A 21,200-nucleotide genomic window follows, 5' to 3' on the forward strand; every position below is an offset into this window, starting at 1 on the left:
GTTCACGGTATCTCCCAAAGCCGTGATCGAAAAAATCGGAACTATTTTAACAACCATGCCGTTTGCCAATCGAACCGGTCGAGAAGCGGGAGGAAATATTACCGCCGGCCAGTTGAGAACGATGAAAGGAAGGTACGAAAATGACCAAGAAATTCGCGACTATCTTCACCGCCGCACTGATGGGTACGACCGCTTTCGCGCCGCTCGCCATCGCTCAGGGAACGACGCAGCCTGCACCGGCAAGCCCAAGCGCACAGACCGAGCCCGCAAGCCCATCTGCAACGCCGATGACGCCGACTGCTCCGACGGCAGCCGATAGCGCGGCCACGTCGACCGGCGGTGCGTACATCACCCAGCAGGCTGAAAATCAGGTCAGCGCCAACGACTATATCGGCAAGTCGGTCTATACCGGTGCGGATGAAAGCATCGGTAACGTCACCAACCTCATCCTCGAACAGGATGGTGGTCTTGTTGCAGCCGTGATTGGCGTTGGCGGGTTCCTGGGAATTGGTGCGAAGGACGTTGCCGTTCCCATGGACAAGATTACGATGACCCGCAACGTCGAGGACGGCACCATTCGTCTGACCACGACCGAAACGGCTGAAACGCTAAAGGCAGCCCCGGAGTTCAAGACGCTTGAACAGAAAGCCAGCGAGCAGAATGCTGCTGCACCGGCTACGCCTGACGGCACAACAACCTCTGCCACCAAGCCCTAATGCGGATACCTGGGAGGCAGGAGCGAGGCAGGCTTGAATGAGCCGCCCCGCGCGAGGCACCGACCTGAGGGTCGGTGCCTTTTTATCGTCAGTCGCCAGCGTTGCGGGAGGAATGCCACGCCCAGGCAGATTTGATGATGTCGTGCAGGGTGTAACGCGGTTGCCAGCCCAAAACTTCCCGTGCCTTATCGTTATTGGCCACCAGGGTTGTGGAATCCCCGTCACGTCGCTCGGTGTATTCGACGGGGAAGGGGCGGCCGGAAACTTCCGATATCGCCGCCAGCAATTCCTTCACCGTTGTACCAGTGCCGGTGCCGAGATTAAGTTCTACAGTCTCGCCGCCATCCAGCAGGTAGTCCACCGCCCGCACGTGCGCATCGGCAAGATCGAGAATGTGAATATAGTCGCGCACGCAGGTGCCGTCGCGGGTGTCATAATCCGTGCCGAACACCTTGAAACCCTGACGCCGGCCGAGTGCGGCCTCTATGGCAAGCGGGATCGCGTGGGTTTCGGGCTTGTGCCACTCGCCGATGCGGCCTTCGAAATCCGCACCTGCGGCGTTGAAATAGCGCAGCATCACCGAGCGAAGCCCCTTATAGGTGCTGTAATCCTTCAATGCCTGTTCTACCACCCATTTGGTGCGGCCATAGGGGTTGATCGGCGCCTGCCGATGCGTCTCGTCGATCGGCACCTGTTCCGGCAATCCGTAGGTGGCGCAGGTGGAGGAGAAGACGAATGAGGTGACGCCGGCATAGATGGCGGCGGAAAGCAGGTTGAGCGAACCGATGACGTTATTATCATAGAAAGCCACGGGCTGCTTGACCGATTCACCGACTTCGATCAGCGCGGCGAAGTGAAGAACGGCCTCCGGCTGGTGCTTGGCGAAGACCTCGTCCAGCCGCGCCCGGTCGCGAATATCGCCCTGTTCGAAAGGCCCCCAGCGGACGAATTCCTCGTGCCCGTTGGACAGATTATCGAAAACAACAGGTTCATATCCCCGCTCGGACAGGAGTAGGCAGGTGTGCGAACCGATATAGCCGGCACCGCCGACGACAAGGACTTTCTTCTTCATCAATTGCCTTTCAGAAAATTACGGACGCGCCGAGACTGTATGTCACTTTGTTCAAATAAGGGCGGCGTGGCGCAGGACGCCATCAACCAATCTATCCTTCGCGGGTAACATAAAAAAAACCGCGCATCCATGGCCTGGAGGCGCGGTTGGTCTTGTGAGGCTGCCAAGAAGTTACTTGGTCTTTTTTGTACTCACTCTTGTGGCGAGAAATCCAGCCGCGACAGCGACGGCAAGTGTCGCGTAAGGACGTGCCTGGATGGCGAGAGAAAGCAAAGATTGCAGAGCGAGCGGAGCCGCCGCCAACGGTGCCGCGGCTGTAAGTGGTGTTATCGGTCTGGTCGCGTAAACCCTTGGGCGTTTGATGATGGCGAGCGCCACCAGCATGATAACGCCGAGCAGGAAAGCCGATCCCGCGACGACCAGCGCAGCGGGTCCAGCTCCGACGTGGCGTGCAAGATAGATCGAACCCGCAACGACCGCTGCGACGAAAGCTATCAGGAAAAATATCCCTGCCAGCACTGATAGCATGATAACGGAGCGAAGTCGTCTCGTGACGACCCGTCCTTCTCGCTGGGTCTCCCCCAGATAGACCAGCAATGCCTCGAGCATGAGCTTATCGACGCGTCAGGAGTGCAAGAACAAAACCGACGCCAACGGCGATGCCGAGCGACTGAAGGGGGTTCTTCTGAACCTGATCCGTCAGATTGTCATTCAGCGTGGAAATCTCGTTGCGTACGGTGTCAGCCATGTCGCTGGACGCGGAAAGGGCGTCGTCTGCAACCCGCGCCGCCTGGGCCTTGAGTTCGTATGAAGCACCCACGCCAAGCGCCTTTACGCTCTTGGCAAGATTTGCCAGGTCTTCGCGAAGCTGGGAGAGCTGTGCGGCCACATCGGCTGCATCACCACTTTCGAGGGATTGCTGGATCTTGTCATTAACGCTGCTACGCACGCTTGCCATGAGTGAAGTCCTTCCTGAACATCGTTGATGGAGATGGCGATATGTCAAAGCCTATCGCCGCTTGACTCCCGTTGCGGCGGCAGAAACAACCCGCCTGTCCGCGATTGAAACGCGCCGACACGCGCTTGGTTCCGTTACGTTATGCGTTTTGTTCCACCATGGTGGCGCGCCGGGCATTTTTCCGGGAATTCGGGCCCGGACATTTGTTTTCCTGTCACAAGCATCATATAAGGCCCATCATCCAAGACCGACCTTGACTTCAATCAATATGTGAAACGCCATGCTGCAGACGCCCTATTACCTCATCGACAAGACAAAACTTCTCCGCAACATGGAGAAGATTGCCTATGTACGGGAAAAATCCGGCGCCAAGGCGCTGCTGGCGCTGAAGTGCTTCGCCACATGGTCCGTATTCGATTTCATGTCGCAATATATGGACGGCACCACCTCGTCGTCGCTTTATGAGGTGCGTCTCGGCCGCGAGAAATTCGGTGGTGAAACCCACGCCTATTCCGTTGCCTATGCCGATTACGAAATCGACGAGGTGATCTCCAATGCGGACAAGATCATCTTCAATTCCATCAGCCAGCTTGAGCGTTTTGCGGACAAGGCCTCCGGGATCACCCGTGGCCTGCGCCTCAACCCGCAGGTCAGCTCTTCGAGCTTCGACCTTGCCGATCCCGCGCGTCCCTTCAGCCGTCTCGGCGAATGGGATGTGGCCAAGGTTGACAAGGTCATGGACCGCATTTCCGGTTTCATGATCCACAACAACTGCGAAAACGGTGATTTCTCTCTGTTTGACCGCATGTTGACCCAGATTGAGGAAAAGTTCGCATCGCTGCTATCGCGTGCTGAGTGGGTGAGCCTTGGCGGCGGTATCCACTTTACCGGTGACAATTATCCGCTCGACCAGTTCTGCGACCGTCTGCGGGCCTTCTCCGAAAAATATGGAGTGCAGGTCTATCTGGAGCCGGGCGAAGCCTCGATCACGAAGAGCACGACGCTCGAAGTGACGGTTCTCGACACGCTGTTTAATGGCAAGAACCTCGCCATCGTCGACAGCTCCATCGAAGCGCATATGCTCGATCTGCTGATTTATCGTGAGAGTGCCAAGGTTTCGCCGAACGAGGGTGAACATCCCTATATGGTCTGCGGCAAGTCTTGCCTCGCCGGCGATATTTTCGGCGATTTCCGCTTCGACAAGGAGTTGAAGGTTGGCGACCGCATCTCCTTCCAGGACACGGCGGGGTACACCATGGTCAAGAAGAACTGGTTCAACGGCGTGAAGATGCCGGCGATCGCCATCAAGGAACTCGACGGCACCGTCCGCGCCGTTCGTGAATTCGACTTTGCCGATTTCGAGCAAAGCCTGTCTTAAACCCTGTTTTTAACATCAACGAAGCTCATCCCTGCGGGGAAAAGGAGGCATCACCTGAAATGACGAAGAACGTTCTGATCATCGGCGCCGGTGGCGTAGCACAGGTCGTGGCGCATAAATGCGCCCAGAACAGCGATGTATTGGGAGACATTCATATTGCGTCACGGACTTTGGGAAAGTGCCGCAAGATTGTCGAGTCCGTACGCGAAAAGAAGAGCCTCAAGACAGATGTAAAACTTGAGGCCCATGCGCTTGACGCGATGGATATCGAGGCGACGAAAGCCTTGATCAAGAAAACCGGCGTGGAAATCGTCATCAATGTCGGTTCGGCTTTCGTCAACATGTCCGTTCTTCGTGCCTGCATGGACACGGGTGTTGCCTATATGGATACCGCGATCCACGAGGATCCCACCAAGATTTGCGAAGCGCCGCCGTGGTACGGAAACTACGAGTGGAAGCGCGCGGAGGAATGCAAGGAGAAGGGCATTACCGCCATTCTCGGCGTTGGTTTCGACCCGGGCGTGGTCAACGCCTATGCGCGCCTTGCCAAGGATGAGTATTTCGACAAGGTCACCTCGGTCGATATCGTCGATATCAATGCCGGCAGCCATGGCCGCTGGTTCTCGACCAACTTCGACCCGGAAATCAATTTCCGTGAATTCACAGGCGTCGTCTATTCCTGGCAGAATGGCCAGTGGCAGACGAACCAGATGTTCGAAGTCGGCCAGGAATTTGACCTGCCTGTCGTCGGCAAGCAGAAGGCCTATATGACCGGCCATGACGAAGTGCATTCGCTGTCCAAGAACATGGACGGTGCCGATGTGCGCTTCTGGATGGGCTTCGGCGATCACTATATCAACGTCTTCACTGTGCTGAAGAACCTCGGCCTCCTCTCCGAAAAGCCGGTCAAAACGGCGGAAGGTCTGGAAGTCGTGCCGCTGAAGGTCGTTAAGGCCGTGCTGCCCGATCCATCTTCGCTGGCGCCCGATTACGTCGGCAAGACCTGCATTGGCGATATCGTCAAGGGCATCAAGGACGGCAAGGAACGCGAAGTCTTCATCTATAACGTGGCCGACCATAAGGACGCCTATGAAGAAGTCGGCTCACAGGGCATTTCCTACACAGCAGGCGTTCCGCCGGTTGCTGCCGCGATGTTGATCGCGACAGGCGAATGGGATGTGAAGCAGATGGCAAACGTTGAAGAACTGCCGCCGAAGCCGTTCCTGAACCTTCTGAACAAGATCGGTCTTCCGAACCGCATCAAGGACGAAAACGGCGATCGCGCGCTGGAATTCTGATTGCCGACGTTTTGATTGATGGAATGGAAAAGCCCCGCGAAAGCGGGGCTTTTCTTTTGGCGGCTATCCCTTGGGGAACTGCCCGATGAACAGGTGCAATGCCTTATGCATCGCCTCCGAAGGGGGCTCTGCAACATGCCACTCCGGAAAATGCCCATCGATTGCCATGCGGGCAAGGCCATAGACCAGCGCGCGGGAGCTCAGCACGAGCTGGTCGAGGTCGAGGCCCTCTGCGAGCTGGCTGTTTTCACGCGCCTGCGCAAGCAGGCTGACCATCAGGCGCCGGATGGCGTCATTCTGCTCGCGCAGAATATCGGACGAATTGAAATCGATCAGCGTGCGCGAGCTGATGATCTCGAAATGCGTCGGATTGGCTAGCGCCCAGCGCAGATAGCCGTGGCCGATGGCTTCAAAGGCGACGAGGGGATCGTCACTGCCGGCCTGTCGTCTTGCGGTTTCGACGGATTCGGTCAGCCGGTTCATCGCCTGTTCCGCGACAGCAGTCATCAGAGCCGTTTTCGAGCGGAAATGCCTGAAAGGCGCTCCCGGCGAGACGCCGGCGCGCTTGGCGGCTTCGCGGACGGAAATGTTCTCAACACCTCGCTCCTCGATGATTGCGATCGTTGCCGCGACAAGTTCATCGACGAGATTGCCATGGTGGTAGGGCTTGTCCCCACTCGCTTTCGTGTTCGTACTCATGACCAACGTTACCATGGAACGCGGATGTAATCACCGATTATTTTCCCCTTGCGCAAAAGCGCTCCCTTGATGTAAGCATCGATTACATTCTTTCAGGAGGTTTCAATGCTGCGTTTATTTTTAAAGTTCAGTCTCGCATTTACCTTACTTCCATTCGCTGTCGCACATGCCGGGGACAGCCCGACCCTCGAAATCGTGTGGCCGAAAGCCGGCGATGTCATAGAGCTGGGGGATGACCCTGAACGCGCAATCGGCGTCGTCGTCAAAAGCAATTTCCTGCTGCTTGCCGCCGGGCAATGTGGAGACAACGGCCAATGCGGCCACGTGCATATGAAAATCGACCCTTCAGGCGATACGTGCAATATTCCCGGCCGCGCCTATAACAGCATGAACAGCGATTTTGGCGGGGATCTGATCAAGGCGCGTTTCGGCCATTGCGCTAGCCCGACCGGGCGGCATGTTATCGGTATTCTGCTGGCGAATGATCACCATAAGCCCGTTCTGGTTGACGGCAAGCCGGTCACGGCCCTTGTCGAAGTGACGACCAAATAGGGATGCTTCGGACATTTCGTTGAACGCGCAATAAAAAGGCCCCGTTCAAAACGGGGCCTTCGATTTTCAGGCGTCATAGAGCGAAAGGCAATCAGCCCTTCGGCTGCTTCGGCCCGCGCTTCTCGAAGGGCTTGTCCTTCTTGCCCTCGTATTTCGGCTTGTCGCCGAAGGGCTTTTTCTTCTTCCAGGGTTTGTCATCGCCCTTGCGGTCGTCACGCGGACCGGCCGCATTATCGGACTTGCTGAATTTCCGCTGAGCCTTTGCCGGGCGCGTGTCTTCACGGGCCGCGCCGGTCATTTCCGGCTTGCCGTCCATCTGCTTCAGGCGGATGCCCTTTTCCAGTGTCATGTCCTTGCCGATGGCCGAAGTGAAACGGTCGACGGCATCGGCTGCCAGTTCCACGAAGGTTTCCGTCTGCTGCATGCGGATCGCGCCGATATCCTGGCGGGTGATCTTGCCGAAACGGCACAGCATCGGGATAAGCCAGCGCGGCTCGGCGCTCTGCTTGCGGCCAACTGACAGCGAAAACCAGGCGCTGTCGGAGAAATCGGACCTGTCGCGACGCGGCGCATTGTTTTCAGGTGTTTCGAAACTGTCGCGGCGCGGCTTGCGGGTGTTATCGAGCGCGACCTCGAAAATGTCTTCCGGTGCCGAGCGCCCAGCATGATAAAGGCGCACAAAGGCAGCGGCGACTTTCTCCGCGCCATGCTGTTCCAGCAGCTTGGTCACGAAATCGCGTTCGTCATCCGCCACTGCTTCGCTCAGCGTAGGATCGGCCAGAAGCCGGGCGCCGTCGCGTTCAACGATCTCTTCAACGGAGGGTGGGTGTACCCAGGCGGCGCTGACCTTGGCGCCTTCGAGCAGGCGTTCGGCCTTGCGGCGTTGGCTGACCGGCACCACGATGGCGCTGACGCCCTTCTGACCGGCGCGGCCGGTACGGCCGGAACGGTGCAGAAGCGTTTCGGAATTGGTCGGCAGGTCGGCATGGATGACGAGTTCGAGGCCGGGCAGGTCGATACCGCGGGCGGCAACGTCGGTCGCCACGCAAACGCGGGCGCGGCCGTCACGCATGGCCTGCAGGGCATGTGTACGCTCGTTCTGTGTTAGTTCGCCGGAGAGAGCCACGACGGAGAAGCCGCGATTGTTCAGGCGGGCCGTCAGGTGGTTTACCGCGGCGCGGGTGGAGCAGAACACGATGGCGTTGCGGGCTTCGTAAAAGCGCAGCGCATTGATGATGGCGTTCTCGCGATCGGAAGGGGAGACGAGAAGCGCGCGATATTCGATATCCACATGCTGCTTCTGTTCGGAAGCGGTGGCGATGCGCACGGCGTTCTTCTGGTAGCTTTCGGCAAGCTTGGCAATGCTGCGCGGCACGGTGGCCGAGAACATCAGCGTGCGGCGATCTTCGGGCGATTCTTCCAGAATGAATTCCAGATCTTCACGGAAGCCGAGGTCGAGCATTTCGTCGGCTTCGTCCAGCACGACAGCGCGGATCGAAGAGAGATCGAGCGCATTGCGCTTGATGTGGTCGCAGAGACGGCCGGGCGTGCCGACGACGATATGAGCACCGCGCTCCAGCGCCCGGCGCTCATTGCGGATATCCATGCCGCCGACGCAGGAAGCAATGGAGACGCCGGCAAATTCGTAAAGCCATTCCAGCTCGCGCTTCACCTGCATGGCCAGTTCGCGTGTGGGGGCGATGGCAAGAGCCAGAGGGGCAGCGGCCTGGCCGAAACGGGTATTGTCACGCAGCAGCGTGGTCGCGAGCGCGATGCCGAAGGCAACGGTCTTGCCGGAACCGGTCTGCGCGGAAACCAGCGCGTCCTTGTCGGCGAGTTCGGGCGCAAGCATGGCCTGCTGCACGGGGGTCAAATCTTTGTAGCCGCGTTTTTCCAACGCCTGCGCGATCGCCGGGGCGATACCCTGGGTGTCTGTCATCTACCGTCTTTCGGATATGAAGCTGCCCGCATCCGCCCGAAACCAATAGATCCTAGAGTCTTCGGGGCAGCCGATACGGGCCATTTCGGCCATCTGGCCGGTTGCATTGCCGCGCTCATACTGCGAATGGGCCCATTTGTACAGTGCACTGCGGTACGCTCTTTTACAGGTGCTTTATCCTGTCGCCGTTTCATCCTGCCATTGTTCCGGGCTGCGCTCCGGAAAAAGGCGTACCGCATGGTTCATAAACGGCATTGCGTGCCCCCCACCTTTTCGCTAAGAGACCCGCAACTTGAGGCTCTTTTCAGGAAGGGCCGACTGGGTTTGTTCTTGTCCGTCCGCTTCCTGAAGGAGCCGGCGGGAAAATGGGATGGTACTGGTCAAGGCTATGGCTCGCATTGTCATGAAATTCGGCGGCACGTCCGTCGCGAACCTCGAACGCATTCACAATGTCGCACGGCATGTGAAACGCGAAGTGGATGCCGGCCATGAAGTGGCCGTGGTCGTTTCCGCCATGTCCGGTAAAACCAACGAGTTGGTTGACTGGGTGCAGAACGCAGCAAAGATTACGGGGAGCAATGCCGCTTCCTTTTACGATGCGCGCGAATATGACGCGGTTGTTGCATCCGGCGAGCAGGTGACGTCAGGTCTTCTGGCGATCACGCTGCAATCCATGGGCATCAATGCGCGCTCCTGGCAGGGCTGGCAGATCCCGATCCGCACCGACAATGCGCACGGCGCCGCCCGCATTCTGGAAATCGACGGCTCGGATATCGTGAAACGCATGGGCGAAGGCCAGGTTGCCGTTGTTGCCGGTTTCCAGGGCATCGGTCCCGATAACCGCATCGCAACGCTTGGCCGCGGCGGCTCGGACACCTCGGCCGTTGCCATTGCCGCTGCCGTGAAGGCGGATCGGTGCGACATCTATACCGATGTCGATGGCGTCTACACGACCGATCCGCGCATTGAGCCCAAGGCTCGCCGCATGAAGAAGATCGCTTTCGAGGAAATGCTCGAAATGGCATCTCTCGGCGCGAAGGTTCTGCAGGTGCGCTCGGTCGAGCTTGCCATGGTACACAAGGTGCGCACCTTCGTTCGCTCCAGTTTCGAGGATCCCGATGCGCCGGGCATGGGCGACCTCATCAACCCGCCCGGTACTTTGATTTGTGACGAGGATGAAATCGTGGAACAGGAAGTCGTAACCGGCATCGCCTATGCCAAGGATGAAGCACAGATCTCGCTGCGCCGCGTGGCCGATCGTCCGGGCGTCTCCGCCGCGATCTTCGGGCCTCTGGCGGAAGCGCATATCAATGTCGACATGATCGTGCAGAACATTTCCGAAGATGGTTCGCGCACCGACATGACCTTCACCGTTCCCTCTGGTGACGTTGCCAAGGCGCTCAAGGTTCTCGATGACAACAAGGCCCAGATCGGTTTTGACGTCGCCCAGAACGAAACCGGCTTGGCCAAGGTTTCGGTCATCGGTATCGGCATGCGCAGCCACGCCGGCGTTGCCGCCAGCGCGTTCAAGGCACTGGCCGAGAAGAACATTAACATTAAGGCGATCACCACGTCAGAGATCAAGATTTCGATCCTGATCGACGGCGCCTATGCCGAACTTGCGGTTCGCACTTTGCATTCCGCCTACGGTCTCGATAAGGCTTGAACCCAGACATCGGTTTCCGATGCTCCGATTCTTCGGAGTTGCGTTCTTCCGATGTGGCGTTTCATGAAAGCGTGTCCCTTGCGGGACGCGCTTCTCGCGCTATAAATTTTTAAATGACGTTTTGATTCTCGAATATTATGACATTCGGGTCGGAAGCGTCGGGGAGCAAACGCGATGAGAGACCTTTCCGCAGGTCCGCGTGTCCTGCTCAAGCGGCTGCGCGAAATGATGGCGGAGCACCTTGAACCGCAGGAGCGTCTGGACCAGATCGTCCGTCAGATTGCCAGCAACATGGTGGCGGAGGTTTGCTCGGTCTACGTGCTGCGTTCCGACAGCGTGCTCGAGCTTTACGCCACCGAAGGTCTCAACAAGGATGCCGTGCATCTTGCCCAGCTGAAAATGGGGCAGGGTCTTGTCGGCACCATTGCCGCTTCCGCCCAACCGCTCAATCTTTCCGATGCGCAGGCGCATCCCGCATTCCGTTATCTTCCTGAAACCGGTGAGGAAATTTATCATTCCTTCCTCGGCGTGCCGATTTTGCGCTCCGGTCGCACTCTTGGCGTTCTTGTGGTCCAGAACAAGGCCAGCCGAACATACCGGGAGGATGAAGTTGAAGCGCTCGAGACAACTGCGATGCTCATCGCTGAAATAGTGGCGAGCGGTGAATTGAAGAAAATCACCCGCCCCGGCGTGGAGCTGGACCTGACGCGCGCGGTGTCCATCGACGGCGATGCCTACGGCGAAGGCATCGGCCTTGGCCATGTTGTTCTCCATGACCCCCGAATCGTTGTCACCAATCTTCTGAACGAAGATGCGGACACGGAAATCCGCCGTCTTGCCGACGCCATCGGTTCGCTGCGCCTGTCGATCGACGACATGTTGCAGCGGCGTGACGTGCCGACCGAAGGCGAACACCGCGAGGTTCTCGAAACCTACCGCATGTTCGCCCATGATCAGGGCTGGGTGCGGCGCATGGAAGAGGCCATCCGCAACGGCCTGACGGCGGAAGCCGCGGTCGAGAAGGTACAGAGCGACACCAAGGCGCGCATGATGCGCCTGACCGATCCTTACCTTCGCGAGCGCATGCATGATTTCGACGACCTCGCCAACCGGCTGCTGCGTCAGCTCATCGGTTTTGGCGGGCGTAGCCCGGAGCAGGATTTCCCGCTCGATGCCATCGTTCTTGCACGCGCCATGGGCGCTGCCGAATTGCTGGATTATCCACGTGAGAAATTGCGTGGTCTTGTGTTGGAAGACGGCGCGGTGACGAGCCATGTCGTGATCGTGGCCCGTGCCATGGGTATTCCGATCATCGGCCAGGCGACGGGCATCGTCGCGCTGGCGGAAAATAACGATCCGATCATCATCGATGGTGATGATGGTCAGGTGCATCTGCGGCCGATGTCGGATTTGCAGCGCGCCTATGAAGAGAAAGTTCGCCTGCGCGCCAAGCGTCAGGAGCAGTTCCGTGCGCTTCGCAATGTCGAGCCGATCACCAAGGATGGCCAGAAGGTCAATCTGAAGATGAATGCGGGCCTGCTGGTTGACCTGCCGCAGCTGGAGGAATCCGGCGCCGACGGCATCGGGCTGTTCCGCACCGAGCTGCAATTCATGATCGCCTCCAACATGCCGAAGGGCGAGGAGCAGGAGGCTTTCTACCGCTCCGTTCTGCGCCAGGCCAAGGGCAAGAGCGTCACCTTCCGCACGCTGGATATCGGCGGTGACAAGGTCGTTTCTTATATGCGCGGGCAGGAAGAGGAAAATCCGGCACTCGGCTGGCGGGCGATCCGCCTGTCGCTCGACCGGCCGGGCCTGATGCGCACGCAGATGCGCGCGCTTCTGCGCGCTGCCTCCGGTGCTGAACTGCGCATGATGCTGCCGATGGTGACCGAGGTCTCCGAAATCCGGGCGGCACGCGATCTTCTGCAGAAGGAAGTGCAGCACCTTTCGAAATTCAGCCATGCGCTGCCGAAAAAGCTGCAATTCGGCGCCATGCTGGAAGTTCCGTCGCTGATGTGGCAGCTCGATGAGCTGATGCAGGAGGTGGATTTCGTCTCCGTCGGATCGAATGACCTGTTCCAGTTTTCCATGGCGGTCGATCGCGGCAATGCGAGGGTTTCGGATCGTTTCGACAATCTCGGCAAGCCGTTCCTGCGTATTCTGCGCGATATCGTGCGCGCGGGTGAAAGGCACCACACTTCGGTCACGCTGTGCGGCGAAATGGCGAGCAAGCCGCTTTCGGCCATGGCTTTGATCGGCCTCGGTTTCCGCTCGGTTTCCATGTCGCCAACGGCGATCGGTCCGGTCAAGGCGATGCTGCTGGGTCTTGATGCCGCAAGCCTTGCCGAGGAACTGAACGCGGCACTGGACGATCACAATTCGCTGGAAAGCGCGCGCGAGGTGTTGTTACGCTTTGCAGCGACGCATTCCATTCCCATCTAACAAGACCTGTTTCAGTATTGGAGTGACTGGTGGCGAAGCTTCCCGTCGAAAAAATGCGCGAGTTGGAAAGACGTTTCGGTGAAATCGAAGCGCGTATGTCGGCCGGGCCTGCCGCGGATGTTTATGTGAAGCTGGCTTCGGAATATTCCGAACTCGAGCCGGTGGTGAAGAAAATTCGCGAATACGAGAAGGCGATCTCCGAGGCCGCCGATCTCGAAGCGCTACTTGCCGATAAGACAACCGACAAGGATATGCGCGATCTGGCGGAAATGGAGCTGCCGGAAATCGAGAGCCGCATCGAAGAGCTTGAAAAGGACATGCAAGTCCTGCTGTTGCCAAAGGATGCGGCGGACGAAAAAAGCGCGATCCTCGAAATTCGCGCCGGAACCGGCGGTTCCGAGGCGGCACTGTTCGCCGGCGATCTTTTTCGCATGTATGAGCGCTTTGCTGCTTCCAAGGGCTGGAAGGTGGAGGTTCTTTCCGCCAGCGAGGGTGAAGCGGGCGGTTACAAGGAAATCATCGCTACGATCAGCGGGCGAGGGGTGTTCTCCAAGCTGAAATTCGAATCCGGCGTCCACCGGGTGCAGCGCGTGCCGGAGACGGAAGCGAGCGGTCGCATCCATACGTCCGCCGCCACGGTTGCCGTTCTGCCGGAAGCGGAGGATATCGATATCGAAATCCGCCCGGAAGATATCCGCATCGACACGATGCGCGCTTCGGGCGCAGGCGGCCAGCACGTTAACACCACCGACTCGGCCGTTCGCATCACCCATCTTCCAACAGGTATAATCGTCACCAGCTCGGAAAAATCGCAGCACCAGAACCGCGCCAAGGCCATGCAGGTTCTTCGCTCGCGCCTTTACGATATCGAGCGCCAGAAGGTGGAGAGCGAACGCTCTGCCGACCGCAAGAGCCAGGTGGGTTCCGGCGACCGCTCCGAGCGCATCCGCACCTATAATTTCCCGCAGGGTCGCGTCACCGATCACCGTATCAATCTCACGCTCTACAAGCTGGATCGCATGATCGAGGGTGAGATCGATGAACTCGTGGATGCGCTGATCGCCGATTATCAGGCGGGACAACTCGCCCAGCTCGGCGAGCAGCTTTGAGTACGGCGGGCGAAGGGAGCGTCGCGAGCGCGCTTGCCGCCGCCCGCAAAAGGCTGCAGGCAGCCGGGATCGACGACCCGCTTCTCGATGTGCGGCTTTTGATTGCGGAAGTCGTCGGTTTCTCTTTGACCGATTTCGTGATGAAGCCAGACCGTCCGGTCACGGTGGAAGAAAATGCCCGTATCGTCGCCATGATCGAACGTCGGGCCAGCGGCGAGCCCGTTCACCGCATTCTCGGTCACCGCGAGTTTCATGGCCTTGATCTTCTGTTGTCGAAGGAAACGCTCGAACCTCGGCCGGATACGGAAGTTCTGGTCGACACGCTGTTGCCCGCGCTGAGAAAAATTGTTTCCGCCAAGGGCAGCGCCCGCATTCTCGACATGGGTACAGGCACGGGCGCTATTTGCCTGGCGCTTCTCAAGGAATGCCCCGAAGCGACGGGCATCGGCAGCGACATCTCCATTGATGCGCTGGAGACAGCGACCAAAAATGCGGCCCGAAACGGCCTCGGAAAACGCTTTGAGACTATTCGCAGTGACTGGTTCGAAAAAATCTCTGGTCGCTTTGACATAATTGTGTCGAATCCGCCCTATATAAGAACTGATGTCGTCGCAACGCTCGACCAGGAGGTTCGTAACTACGACCCGATGGCAGCGCTGGACGGAGGTCAGGACGGCCTTGCACCGTACCGCCTCATCGCCGCCGATGCGGACCGCTTTCTTGTGGAAAACGGGATTGTCGGTGTGGAGATCGGTTTCGATCAAAGGCTTGATGTTTCCGCTATATTTGCTTCCCACGGCTTCTCTCTTCTGGACGCCGTCAAGGATTATGGCGGTAATGATCGAGTTTTGACCTTCCGGAGATAGTTGTTGGCGATATGTCTGCGGATTTTTTGCAAGGATATTTTGCACAGCAAAAGAAAAGGCTTGGATTTCCGCAGGAAGCGGGATAGTTTGCGGCCACATGCTGGGTGGCTGAGGACGAACTGAGATTCGTCAGGGTATGGGTCAGTCCCGAAGCGGGTTCTTTTGAGAACCCTGAAGGCTGGGCGTTTCCAGTATGTGAATCAGTAAACTTTGTTCGCAGGCGGCACGGTGCAGCATTTGCGCAGCCGGTCGTCATACGCGAGGCCTTGCCCGGGAGTTATCTTCGGCAAGGCGCGTGATGGAGCAATTTCAGGAAAAATTTCCAGCGGTTTTCCGCCCGGAATTGCATGAAAACAACCAGATTGTCAGCAAAACAGAATTCAGGTGAGCAATTGATGAGGCCAGGACAGCAAAACAAGCGCGGCCGGGGGCGTGGAAGCAACAACAATAACAATGGTGGCGGTAACAACAATAACTTTAACCGCAAGGGCGGTAACCCGCTCACCAGGACTTATGACAGCTCCGGCCCCGATGTTAAAATTCGTGGCACAGCCCAGCACATAGCGGAAAAATACGCGGCTCTGGCGCGCGACGCGCAGAGTTCCGGCGACCGCGTGATGGCTGAGAACTATCTGCAGCACGCTGAACATTACAACCGCATCATTGCTTCGGCTCAGGCCCAGATGCAGGAACGCTTCCAGCGCGATGACCGCGGCGAATACAATGCCGCGGATGGCGACGAGATGGATATGAACGACGGCGACGATAACGTCGTTGCACCGCAGCAGGCCGAACAGGCCGAGCGGACGCAGCAACCGGAACGCCAGGAGCGTACCGAGCGGAACGAACCGCGCCAGGAGCGTCGTGAGCGTCCCGATCGTCGCGAACGGCAGGAGCGTCAGCCGCGCCAGCCGCAGGTGGCCGCCGAACAGCAGCCGCCGGTCTACGACGCCAGCCAGGCGCCGCAACCCGTCATCGAAGGCACGCCCATGGAAGTGGCCGTTGAGGAAGAGCAGCAGCAGGCGGAAGCTCCGGCGGCTGAACGTGCTCCGAAGACGCGCCGTGCAACCGGTCCGCGTCCGCGCCGCCCGCGCCGCGCCGCCGCTGCGGAAGGTGCCGAAGGCGAAGATGCGCCGGCCGGTGAAGATGCGCCAGCGACGCTTGAGAACGCTGCCGAATAAGCAGCGTCTACAAAATCACTCTGCGATTGAAAAACTCCGGCCTGCCGGAGTTTTTTGTTTTTGGTGATCGGCGATGGACAATCTTCCGCCCGCAGGGAAATGATTGAACGGGCGAATTGACGCCTGTCAGTTCGCATGAAAATTTCCCCAACGGTGGATTTTGTCCCCTTTAAACCGATGAAAATGCTTCCCATATTCGTGCAGGAAGGATGGAAGCCGGATTTGTCGGCGACCGATCTTCAAGAGGCGGCAATCGTGAAATCCTTTGAACACGGCTGTCGTAGCGGGGCTTGCCTTTGAGGGAGCCTCAACCCTAACACCCGGAGCCGTGCCGAAAGCGGGCGGGCCGGTCTATGGAGGTTCGATTATGAATATTGAAAAATACTCCGAGCGCGTTCGCGGTTTCCTGCAATCGGCGCAGACTTTTGCGCTGGCCGAAAACCATCAGCAGTTCTCGCCGGAACACGTTCTGAAAGTTCTGCTTGATGATGAGCAGGGCATGGCCGCATCGCTGATCGAGCGTGCGGGCGGCGACGCCAAGGAAGCGCGTCTCGCCAATGACGCGGCACTGGCAAAATTGCCCAAGGTTTCCGGCGGCAATGGCGGCCTTGCGCTGACGGCTCCGCTCGCGAAGGTGTTTTCGACCGCAGAAGATCTTGCCAAGAAGGCCGGCGACAGTTTCGTGACCGTCGAGCGTCTGTTGCAGGCGCTTGCGATCGAGAGCTCCGCCTCCACCTCGGTTTCCCTGAAAAAGGCGGGTGCGACCGCACAGGCGCTCAATCAGGTCATCAACGATATCCGCAAGGGCCGCACAGCCGACAGCGCCAATGCCGAACAGGGCTTTGACGCGCTGAAGAAATATGCGCGCGACCTGACGGAAGAGGCCCGCGAAGGCAAGCTGGACCCTGTTATCGGTCGCGACGATGAAATCCGCCGTACCATTCAGGTGCTGTCTCGCCGTACCAAGAACAATCCCGTACTGATCGGTGAACCCGGCGTCGGTAAAACGGCGATTGCGGAAGGTCTTGCGCTGCGCATCGTCAATGGTGACGTGCCTGAGAGCCTGAAAGACAAGAAGCTGATGGCGCTCGATATGGGCGCGCTGATCGCCGGTGCAAAATATCGCGGTGAATTCGAAGAACGACTGAAGGCTGTGCTCAACGAAGTGCAGGCCGAAAATGGCGGTATCATCCTGTTCATCGATGAGATGCACACGCTGGTCGGCGCCGGTAAGGCCGATGGCGCAATGGATGCGTCCAATCTGCTGAAGCCCGCGCTTGCTCGCGGTGAGCTGCACTGCGTTGGCGCCACCACGCTCGATGAATATCGCAAGCATGTGGAAAAGGATCCGGCCCTTGCCCGCCGTTTCCAGCCCGTTCTGGTGGATGAACCGACCGTTGAAGATACGATTTCGATCCTGCGCGGTTTGAAGGAAAAATACGAACAGCACCACAAGGTCCGCATCTCGGATTCGGCCCTGGTTGCGGCTGCGACGCTTTCCAACCGCTACATTACCGACCGGTTCCTGCCCGACAAAGCAATCGACCTTATGGACGAGGCCGCCTCGCGTCTTCGTATGCAGGTGGATTCCAAGCCGGAAGAACTGGACGAACTGGATCGCCGTATCATTCAACTGAAGATCGAGCGCGAAGCCCTGAAGCAGGAGACGGACCAGTCCTCCGTCGATCGTTTGAGGAAGCTCGAGGATGAACTGGCCGATACGGAAGAAAAGGCAGATGCACTGACGGCCCGCTGGCAGGCGGAAAAGCAGAAGCTCGGCCATGCCGCTGATCTCAAGAAGCGGCTGGATGAGGCCCGCAACGAACTGGCGATCGCTCAGCGCAACGGTCAGTTCCAGCGTGCCGGCGAGTTGACCTATGGCATCATTCCGGGCCTCGAAAAGGAACTGGCTGCGGCGGAAGCCCGCGATAGCAGCGGCGCCGGTTCGATGGTTCAGGAAGTGGTGACGCCGGACAATATCGCCCATGTCGTCTCCCGCTGGACCGGCATTCCGGTTGATAAAATGCTGGAAGGCCAGCGCGAAAAGCTGTTGCGCATGGAAGACGAACTTGCCAAGTCCGTTGTCGGGCAGGGTGAGGCTGTTCAGGCGGTTTCCAAGGCGGTTCGCCGTTCGCGTGCCGGCCTGCAGGATCCCAACCGGCCGATCGGTTCGTTCATCTTCCTTGGCCCGACGGGCGTGGGCAAGACCGAGCTGACCAAGTCCCTGGCCCGCTTCCTGTTCGACGACGAAACCGCGATGGTTCGCCTCGATATGTCGGAATATATGGAGAAACACTCCGTTGCCCGGCTCATCGGTGCGCCTCCCGGCTATGTCGGTTACGAAGAGGGTGGGGCGCTCACGGAAGCGGTTCGCCGCCGGCCCTATCAGGTCGTGCTGTTCGACGAGATCGAAAAAGCGCATCCGGATGTGTTCAACGTCCTCTTGCAGGTGCTGGATGACGGCCGCCTGACGGATGGCCAGGGCCGCACCGTCGATTTCAAGAACACCATCATCATCATGACCTCGAACCTCGGTTCGGAATTCATGACGCAGATGGGCGACAATGACGACGTGGATTCGGTTCGCGAACTGGTGATGGAGCGGGTTCGGTCTCATTTCCGGCCGGAATTCCTCAACCGTATCGACGATATCATCCTGTTCCACCGCCTGCGGCGCGACGAAATGGGTGCGATCGTGGAAATCCAGTTGAAGCGTCTCGTCTCTCTTCTGGCTGATCGCAAGATTACGCTCGAACTGGATGAGGATGCCCGCAACTGGCTTGCCAACAAGGGTTACGATCCGGCTTATGGTGCGCGTCCGCTGAAGCGGGTGATCCAGAAATCGGTTCAGGATCGGCTGGCGGAGATGATCCTCGGCGGTGAAATCCCCGATGGTTCGCGGGTCAAGGTAACCTCTGGCACCGACCGGCTTCTGTTCAAGGTCAAGCCCGCCAAGGGTGAGGCCGAGACCGAAACGGCCGATGCGGCATAAAATAAAGGGCTCCGGAAACGGAGCCCTTTTCATTTGATCAGGTCGGAATTGTCGGCCGTAAATTTCCTGGGGATCAGCGGCTCGCCACCTGATTGGGTTTTTCATCGATGTTGAGCAGATTGTCGATGCGTTTTCTCTCGTCGGAGAAACGCGCCAGCGCCACACCGGAAAGCGACTTGCCGCCCGGCAGGCGCACCTTCATCGCATCAACCTTGGTGCCGTTCACGATCAACTCGTAGTGCAGATGCGCTCCGGTCGAAAGGCCGGTGGAACCAACATAACCGATTACCTGACCCTGCCGGACCTTGGAGCCCTCGGTGACGCCCTTGGCGATGGCGCTCTGGTGGTTATAGGAGGAAACATAGCCATTGGCATGGCGGATCAGCGTCTGATTGCCGTAACCGGAGGCCCAGCCGGCTTTTTCCACGATGCCGTTGCCGGTCGCGATAATCGGCGTGCCGCGGGCGGCCGCCCAGTCGGTGCCGGTATGCATGCGGCTGAATTTCAGGACAGGATGGCGGCGCATGCCGAAACCGGAGGTCATGCGGCCGTTCGGGACGGGGTTGCGCAACAGGAATTGCCGGATGCTCTTGCCGTTCTCGTCGAAGTAATCGACGCTGTTGTCATCCGGGTTCTGGAACCGGTAAAACCGTGTCTCGTTGTCACCAAATTTGGCGTTGACGTAAAGAAGCTCGGATTTGTCCGTCGCCTTGCCGTCCGCATCTTCCACCGAAAAGAAGGCTTCCAGCGTGTCGGTGGGTTTCAGCTGCGCCTGGAAATCGACGCTGCTGGCAAGAAGCTTGATCAACTGCGAGACCATGCTCTGGTTCATGCCATAAGCGAGAGCCGCACGATAAACCCCGTCATAGACACTGGGCAAATCGCGGCCGGCGGCCGGTGCCGGTGTGCTGTCGAAGGCGGTCGCCACCGCGTCGAGCTTGGGCGGTTCGCTGGCCTTGACGAAATTCTTGCGGTCATCGATGGCCATGGTGACCATGTGGCGGCCCTTGCGGTAAAGGCTGACGCGGACGATGTCGCTTTTCTCGTCTTCCTGGATAATGCCGACGCGCAGCACATCGCCGCTCTCGACATTCTCCGACTGGATCTGCGGTGACAGAAGCTTCGCAATCTCGGACGACTGCGCCTTCGAATAACCGGCGCCGAACAGGGCGGCTTCGATCGTCTCGGTCTGGCGGGAAGGGATCACGTCGTCGGCATATTCCTTGACGGGCGCGGACGGCGATTGCGGGGTGGAAACCGACATGTTCTGTTCAACAACGCGGGCAGCAAGGCCCGCGGTAATGTCGACGTCACCCTCATCATTATCGAAACGGCGCGGGTCGATGTAATAAAGGGCAGCAACCTGCTCGTTACCGTCAGTCAGGATGGAGCCGTTCGAACGTACCGCCTCCTCGACCTCATCGAAGCTCAGGGAGCCGGCAAAGGCATATTTGGAATGCTGGACGGGAAAGGCAACGGTTTTCAGGCTGACTTCGGATTCCACCTCGGAGCCGTAGATCGTACCTGTGCGGCTCGCCGCCGGGGTGGGAGCATCCTTGTCTTCATTGCTGGCAAAGATATTCAGAGGATCGAAGGCGGGATAGTCATCCTGCTTGGCATAATTGGAAGCCAGCGGAATCTTGACGTGAGAGAAGGGGACCTTGCGGACCACTTCCTTGTCGCCTTCATTGATGACGGTGGAAACTTCCATGATCGAACGGTCGGACGGCCGGGCCGCGATGTTCGGTGCGACAAGGCGGGTGCCGCGCCGGGCGGCCTCCGTGGCATTGTTGCCCATATCCGCCTTGGCGAAGGCTTCGGCGGGAATGGCAAGCTGTTGGCGACCGTCGAGTGCCGCAAACAGCGCAACCCCCATCAATATGGAAGAGGTGATGCCGGTGAGGAATGTGCCGGAGAGCCATCGGAGCGAAATTTCGCGACGATCGGGTGCACGTCGGCCTTCCGCCAGAATTGGCGGTTCCGTACCTAGCGACCGGATCACATTGCGATCCGCAGTCATACTAGCTGTGCCCCGTCGGTCATGCGCTCTCCAGAAACTTCAGGCGAAGGTGTGCAACTTTCAAAGCCGTGAGTCAAATCCATCGACGTCAAGGCAATTACATTGCAGCGCGCTATATAAGGACCTGCGCGAACAGGCCTGATTTTAACGCTTCGTTAGCAAAGCAATTAGTGAGGAACCGGGCTAAAAGAAGGCGCAGACCCTGCCGCATTGCTCCAGGCACGCTTCTCCTGTGCAAAAGCCGATACGTTCGCGGGCCTTTTTGCCGTCCACAGACGCCAGAAATCGAAATACCCTTTTAAATTCAATTTT

Annotated in this window: 16 protein-coding genes; 10 read left to right on the forward strand and 6 right to left on the reverse strand. The window is 58.5% G+C overall.

The window, feature by feature from the left end; all coding sequences use genetic code 11:
- Positions 1–140 precede the first annotated feature (140 nt).
- Positions 141–716: a PRC-barrel domain-containing protein gene (locus tag ACFVTJ_RS14995; protein ID WP_386908627.1), complete on the forward strand. Its 576-nt coding sequence runs from the start codon at positions 141–143 to the stop codon at positions 714–716.
- Between the two features lie 88 nt (positions 717–804).
- Here the strand turns inward: ACFVTJ_RS14995 and galE are convergent, their stop codons facing one another.
- The 3 genes from galE to ACFVTJ_RS15010 form a co-directional block, all read right to left on the reverse strand.
- A complete protein-coding gene (galE, locus tag ACFVTJ_RS15000; RefSeq protein ID WP_386908629.1) occupies positions 805–1,788 on the reverse strand; it encodes a UDP-glucose 4-epimerase GalE in 984 nt (327 codons plus the stop codon).
- 171 nt (positions 1,789–1,959) lie between these two features.
- On the reverse strand, positions 1,960–2,397 hold the full coding sequence (locus ACFVTJ_RS15005; protein ID WP_173992997.1) for a hypothetical protein: 438 nt from the start codon (positions 2,395–2,397) through the stop codon (positions 1,960–1,962).
- 4 nt (positions 2,398–2,401) lie between these two features.
- Positions 2,402–2,746, reverse strand: a complete 345-nt coding sequence (locus tag ACFVTJ_RS15010) for a YqjD family protein (RefSeq protein ID WP_173992999.1) — start codon at positions 2,744–2,746, stop codon at positions 2,402–2,404.
- 280 nt (positions 2,747–3,026) lie between these two features.
- Between ACFVTJ_RS15010 and nspC the strand changes: the two genes are divergently transcribed.
- Complete coding sequence (gene nspC, locus ACFVTJ_RS15015) at positions 3,027–4,124, forward strand: carboxynorspermidine decarboxylase (protein ID WP_386908632.1); 1,098 nt, start codon at positions 3,027–3,029, stop codon at positions 4,122–4,124.
- Between the two features lie 59 nt (positions 4,125–4,183).
- Positions 4,184–5,422 (forward strand): saccharopine dehydrogenase family protein, encoded by a 1,239-nt coding sequence (locus tag ACFVTJ_RS15020; RefSeq protein ID WP_386908634.1) that lies wholly within the window; start codon positions 4,184–4,186, stop codon positions 5,420–5,422.
- Between the two features lie 63 nt (positions 5,423–5,485).
- On the opposite strand, the gene ACFVTJ_RS15025 is transcribed toward ACFVTJ_RS15020, so the two are convergent.
- On the reverse strand, positions 5,486–6,121 hold the full coding sequence (locus ACFVTJ_RS15025) for a TetR/AcrR family transcriptional regulator (RefSeq protein WP_386908636.1): 636 nt from the start codon (positions 6,119–6,121) through the stop codon (positions 5,486–5,488).
- A 105-nt stretch (positions 6,122–6,226) separates the two neighbouring features.
- Between ACFVTJ_RS15025 and ACFVTJ_RS15030 the strand changes: the two genes are divergently transcribed.
- Complete coding sequence (locus ACFVTJ_RS15030) at positions 6,227–6,673, forward strand: hypothetical protein (RefSeq protein ID WP_386908637.1); 447 nt, start codon at positions 6,227–6,229, stop codon at positions 6,671–6,673.
- Positions 6,674–6,764: 91 nt separating this feature from the next.
- Here ACFVTJ_RS15030 and ACFVTJ_RS15035 read toward each other — a convergent pair whose 3' ends face one another.
- Positions 6,765–8,612, reverse strand: a complete 1,848-nt coding sequence (locus ACFVTJ_RS15035; protein ID WP_386908639.1) for a DEAD/DEAH box helicase — start codon at positions 8,610–8,612, stop codon at positions 6,765–6,767.
- 388 nt (positions 8,613–9,000) lie between these two features.
- Between ACFVTJ_RS15035 and ACFVTJ_RS15040 the strand changes: the two genes are divergently transcribed.
- The 6 genes from ACFVTJ_RS15040 (at position 9,001) to clpB (ending at position 18,868) form a co-directional block, all read left to right on the forward strand.
- Positions 9,001–10,278 carry an aspartate kinase gene (locus ACFVTJ_RS15040; RefSeq protein ID WP_386908668.1) on the forward strand — a complete coding sequence of 426 codons (1,278 nt, stop codon included), beginning with the start codon at positions 9,001–9,003 and terminating at the stop codon, positions 10,276–10,278.
- 174 nt (positions 10,279–10,452) lie between these two features.
- Entirely contained in the window at positions 10,453–12,720 is a 2,268-nt protein-coding gene (gene ptsP / locus ACFVTJ_RS15045) for a phosphoenolpyruvate--protein phosphotransferase (protein WP_386908641.1), read from the forward strand.
- Between the two features lie 29 nt (positions 12,721–12,749).
- A complete protein-coding gene (gene prfA, locus ACFVTJ_RS15050; RefSeq protein ID WP_386908642.1) occupies positions 12,750–13,829 on the forward strand; it encodes a peptide chain release factor 1 in 1,080 nt (359 codons plus the stop codon).
- The gene (prmC, locus tag ACFVTJ_RS15055) at positions 13,826–14,695 is read left to right on the forward strand and encodes a peptide chain release factor N(5)-glutamine methyltransferase (protein WP_386908644.1); all 870 of its coding nucleotides are present in this window, start codon (positions 13,826–13,828) and stop codon (positions 14,693–14,695) included. Before prfA ends, prmC begins: the two co-directional genes overlap by 4 nt.
- A 395-nt stretch (positions 14,696–15,090) precedes the next feature.
- Positions 15,091–15,876 carry a DUF4167 domain-containing protein gene (locus tag ACFVTJ_RS15060; protein WP_386908646.1) on the forward strand — a complete coding sequence of 262 codons (786 nt, stop codon included), beginning with the start codon at positions 15,091–15,093 and terminating at the stop codon, positions 15,874–15,876.
- Between the two features lie 367 nt (positions 15,877–16,243).
- Complete coding sequence (gene clpB, locus ACFVTJ_RS15065; protein WP_386908648.1) at positions 16,244–18,868, forward strand: ATP-dependent chaperone ClpB; 2,625 nt, start codon at positions 16,244–16,246, stop codon at positions 18,866–18,868.
- 73 nt (positions 18,869–18,941) lie between these two features.
- Here clpB and ACFVTJ_RS15070 read toward each other — a convergent pair whose 3' ends face one another.
- Positions 18,942–20,888 (reverse strand): M23 family metallopeptidase, encoded by a 1,947-nt coding sequence (locus ACFVTJ_RS15070; RefSeq protein ID WP_386908650.1) that lies wholly within the window; start codon positions 20,886–20,888, stop codon positions 18,942–18,944.
- Between the last annotated feature and the right edge of the window lie 312 nt (positions 20,889–21,200).

Origin of the sequence: Agrobacterium sp. NPDC058088 (genome assembly GCF_042885035.1) — a bacterium.
Lineage (GTDB): Bacteria > Pseudomonadota > Alphaproteobacteria > Rhizobiales > Rhizobiaceae > Agrobacterium.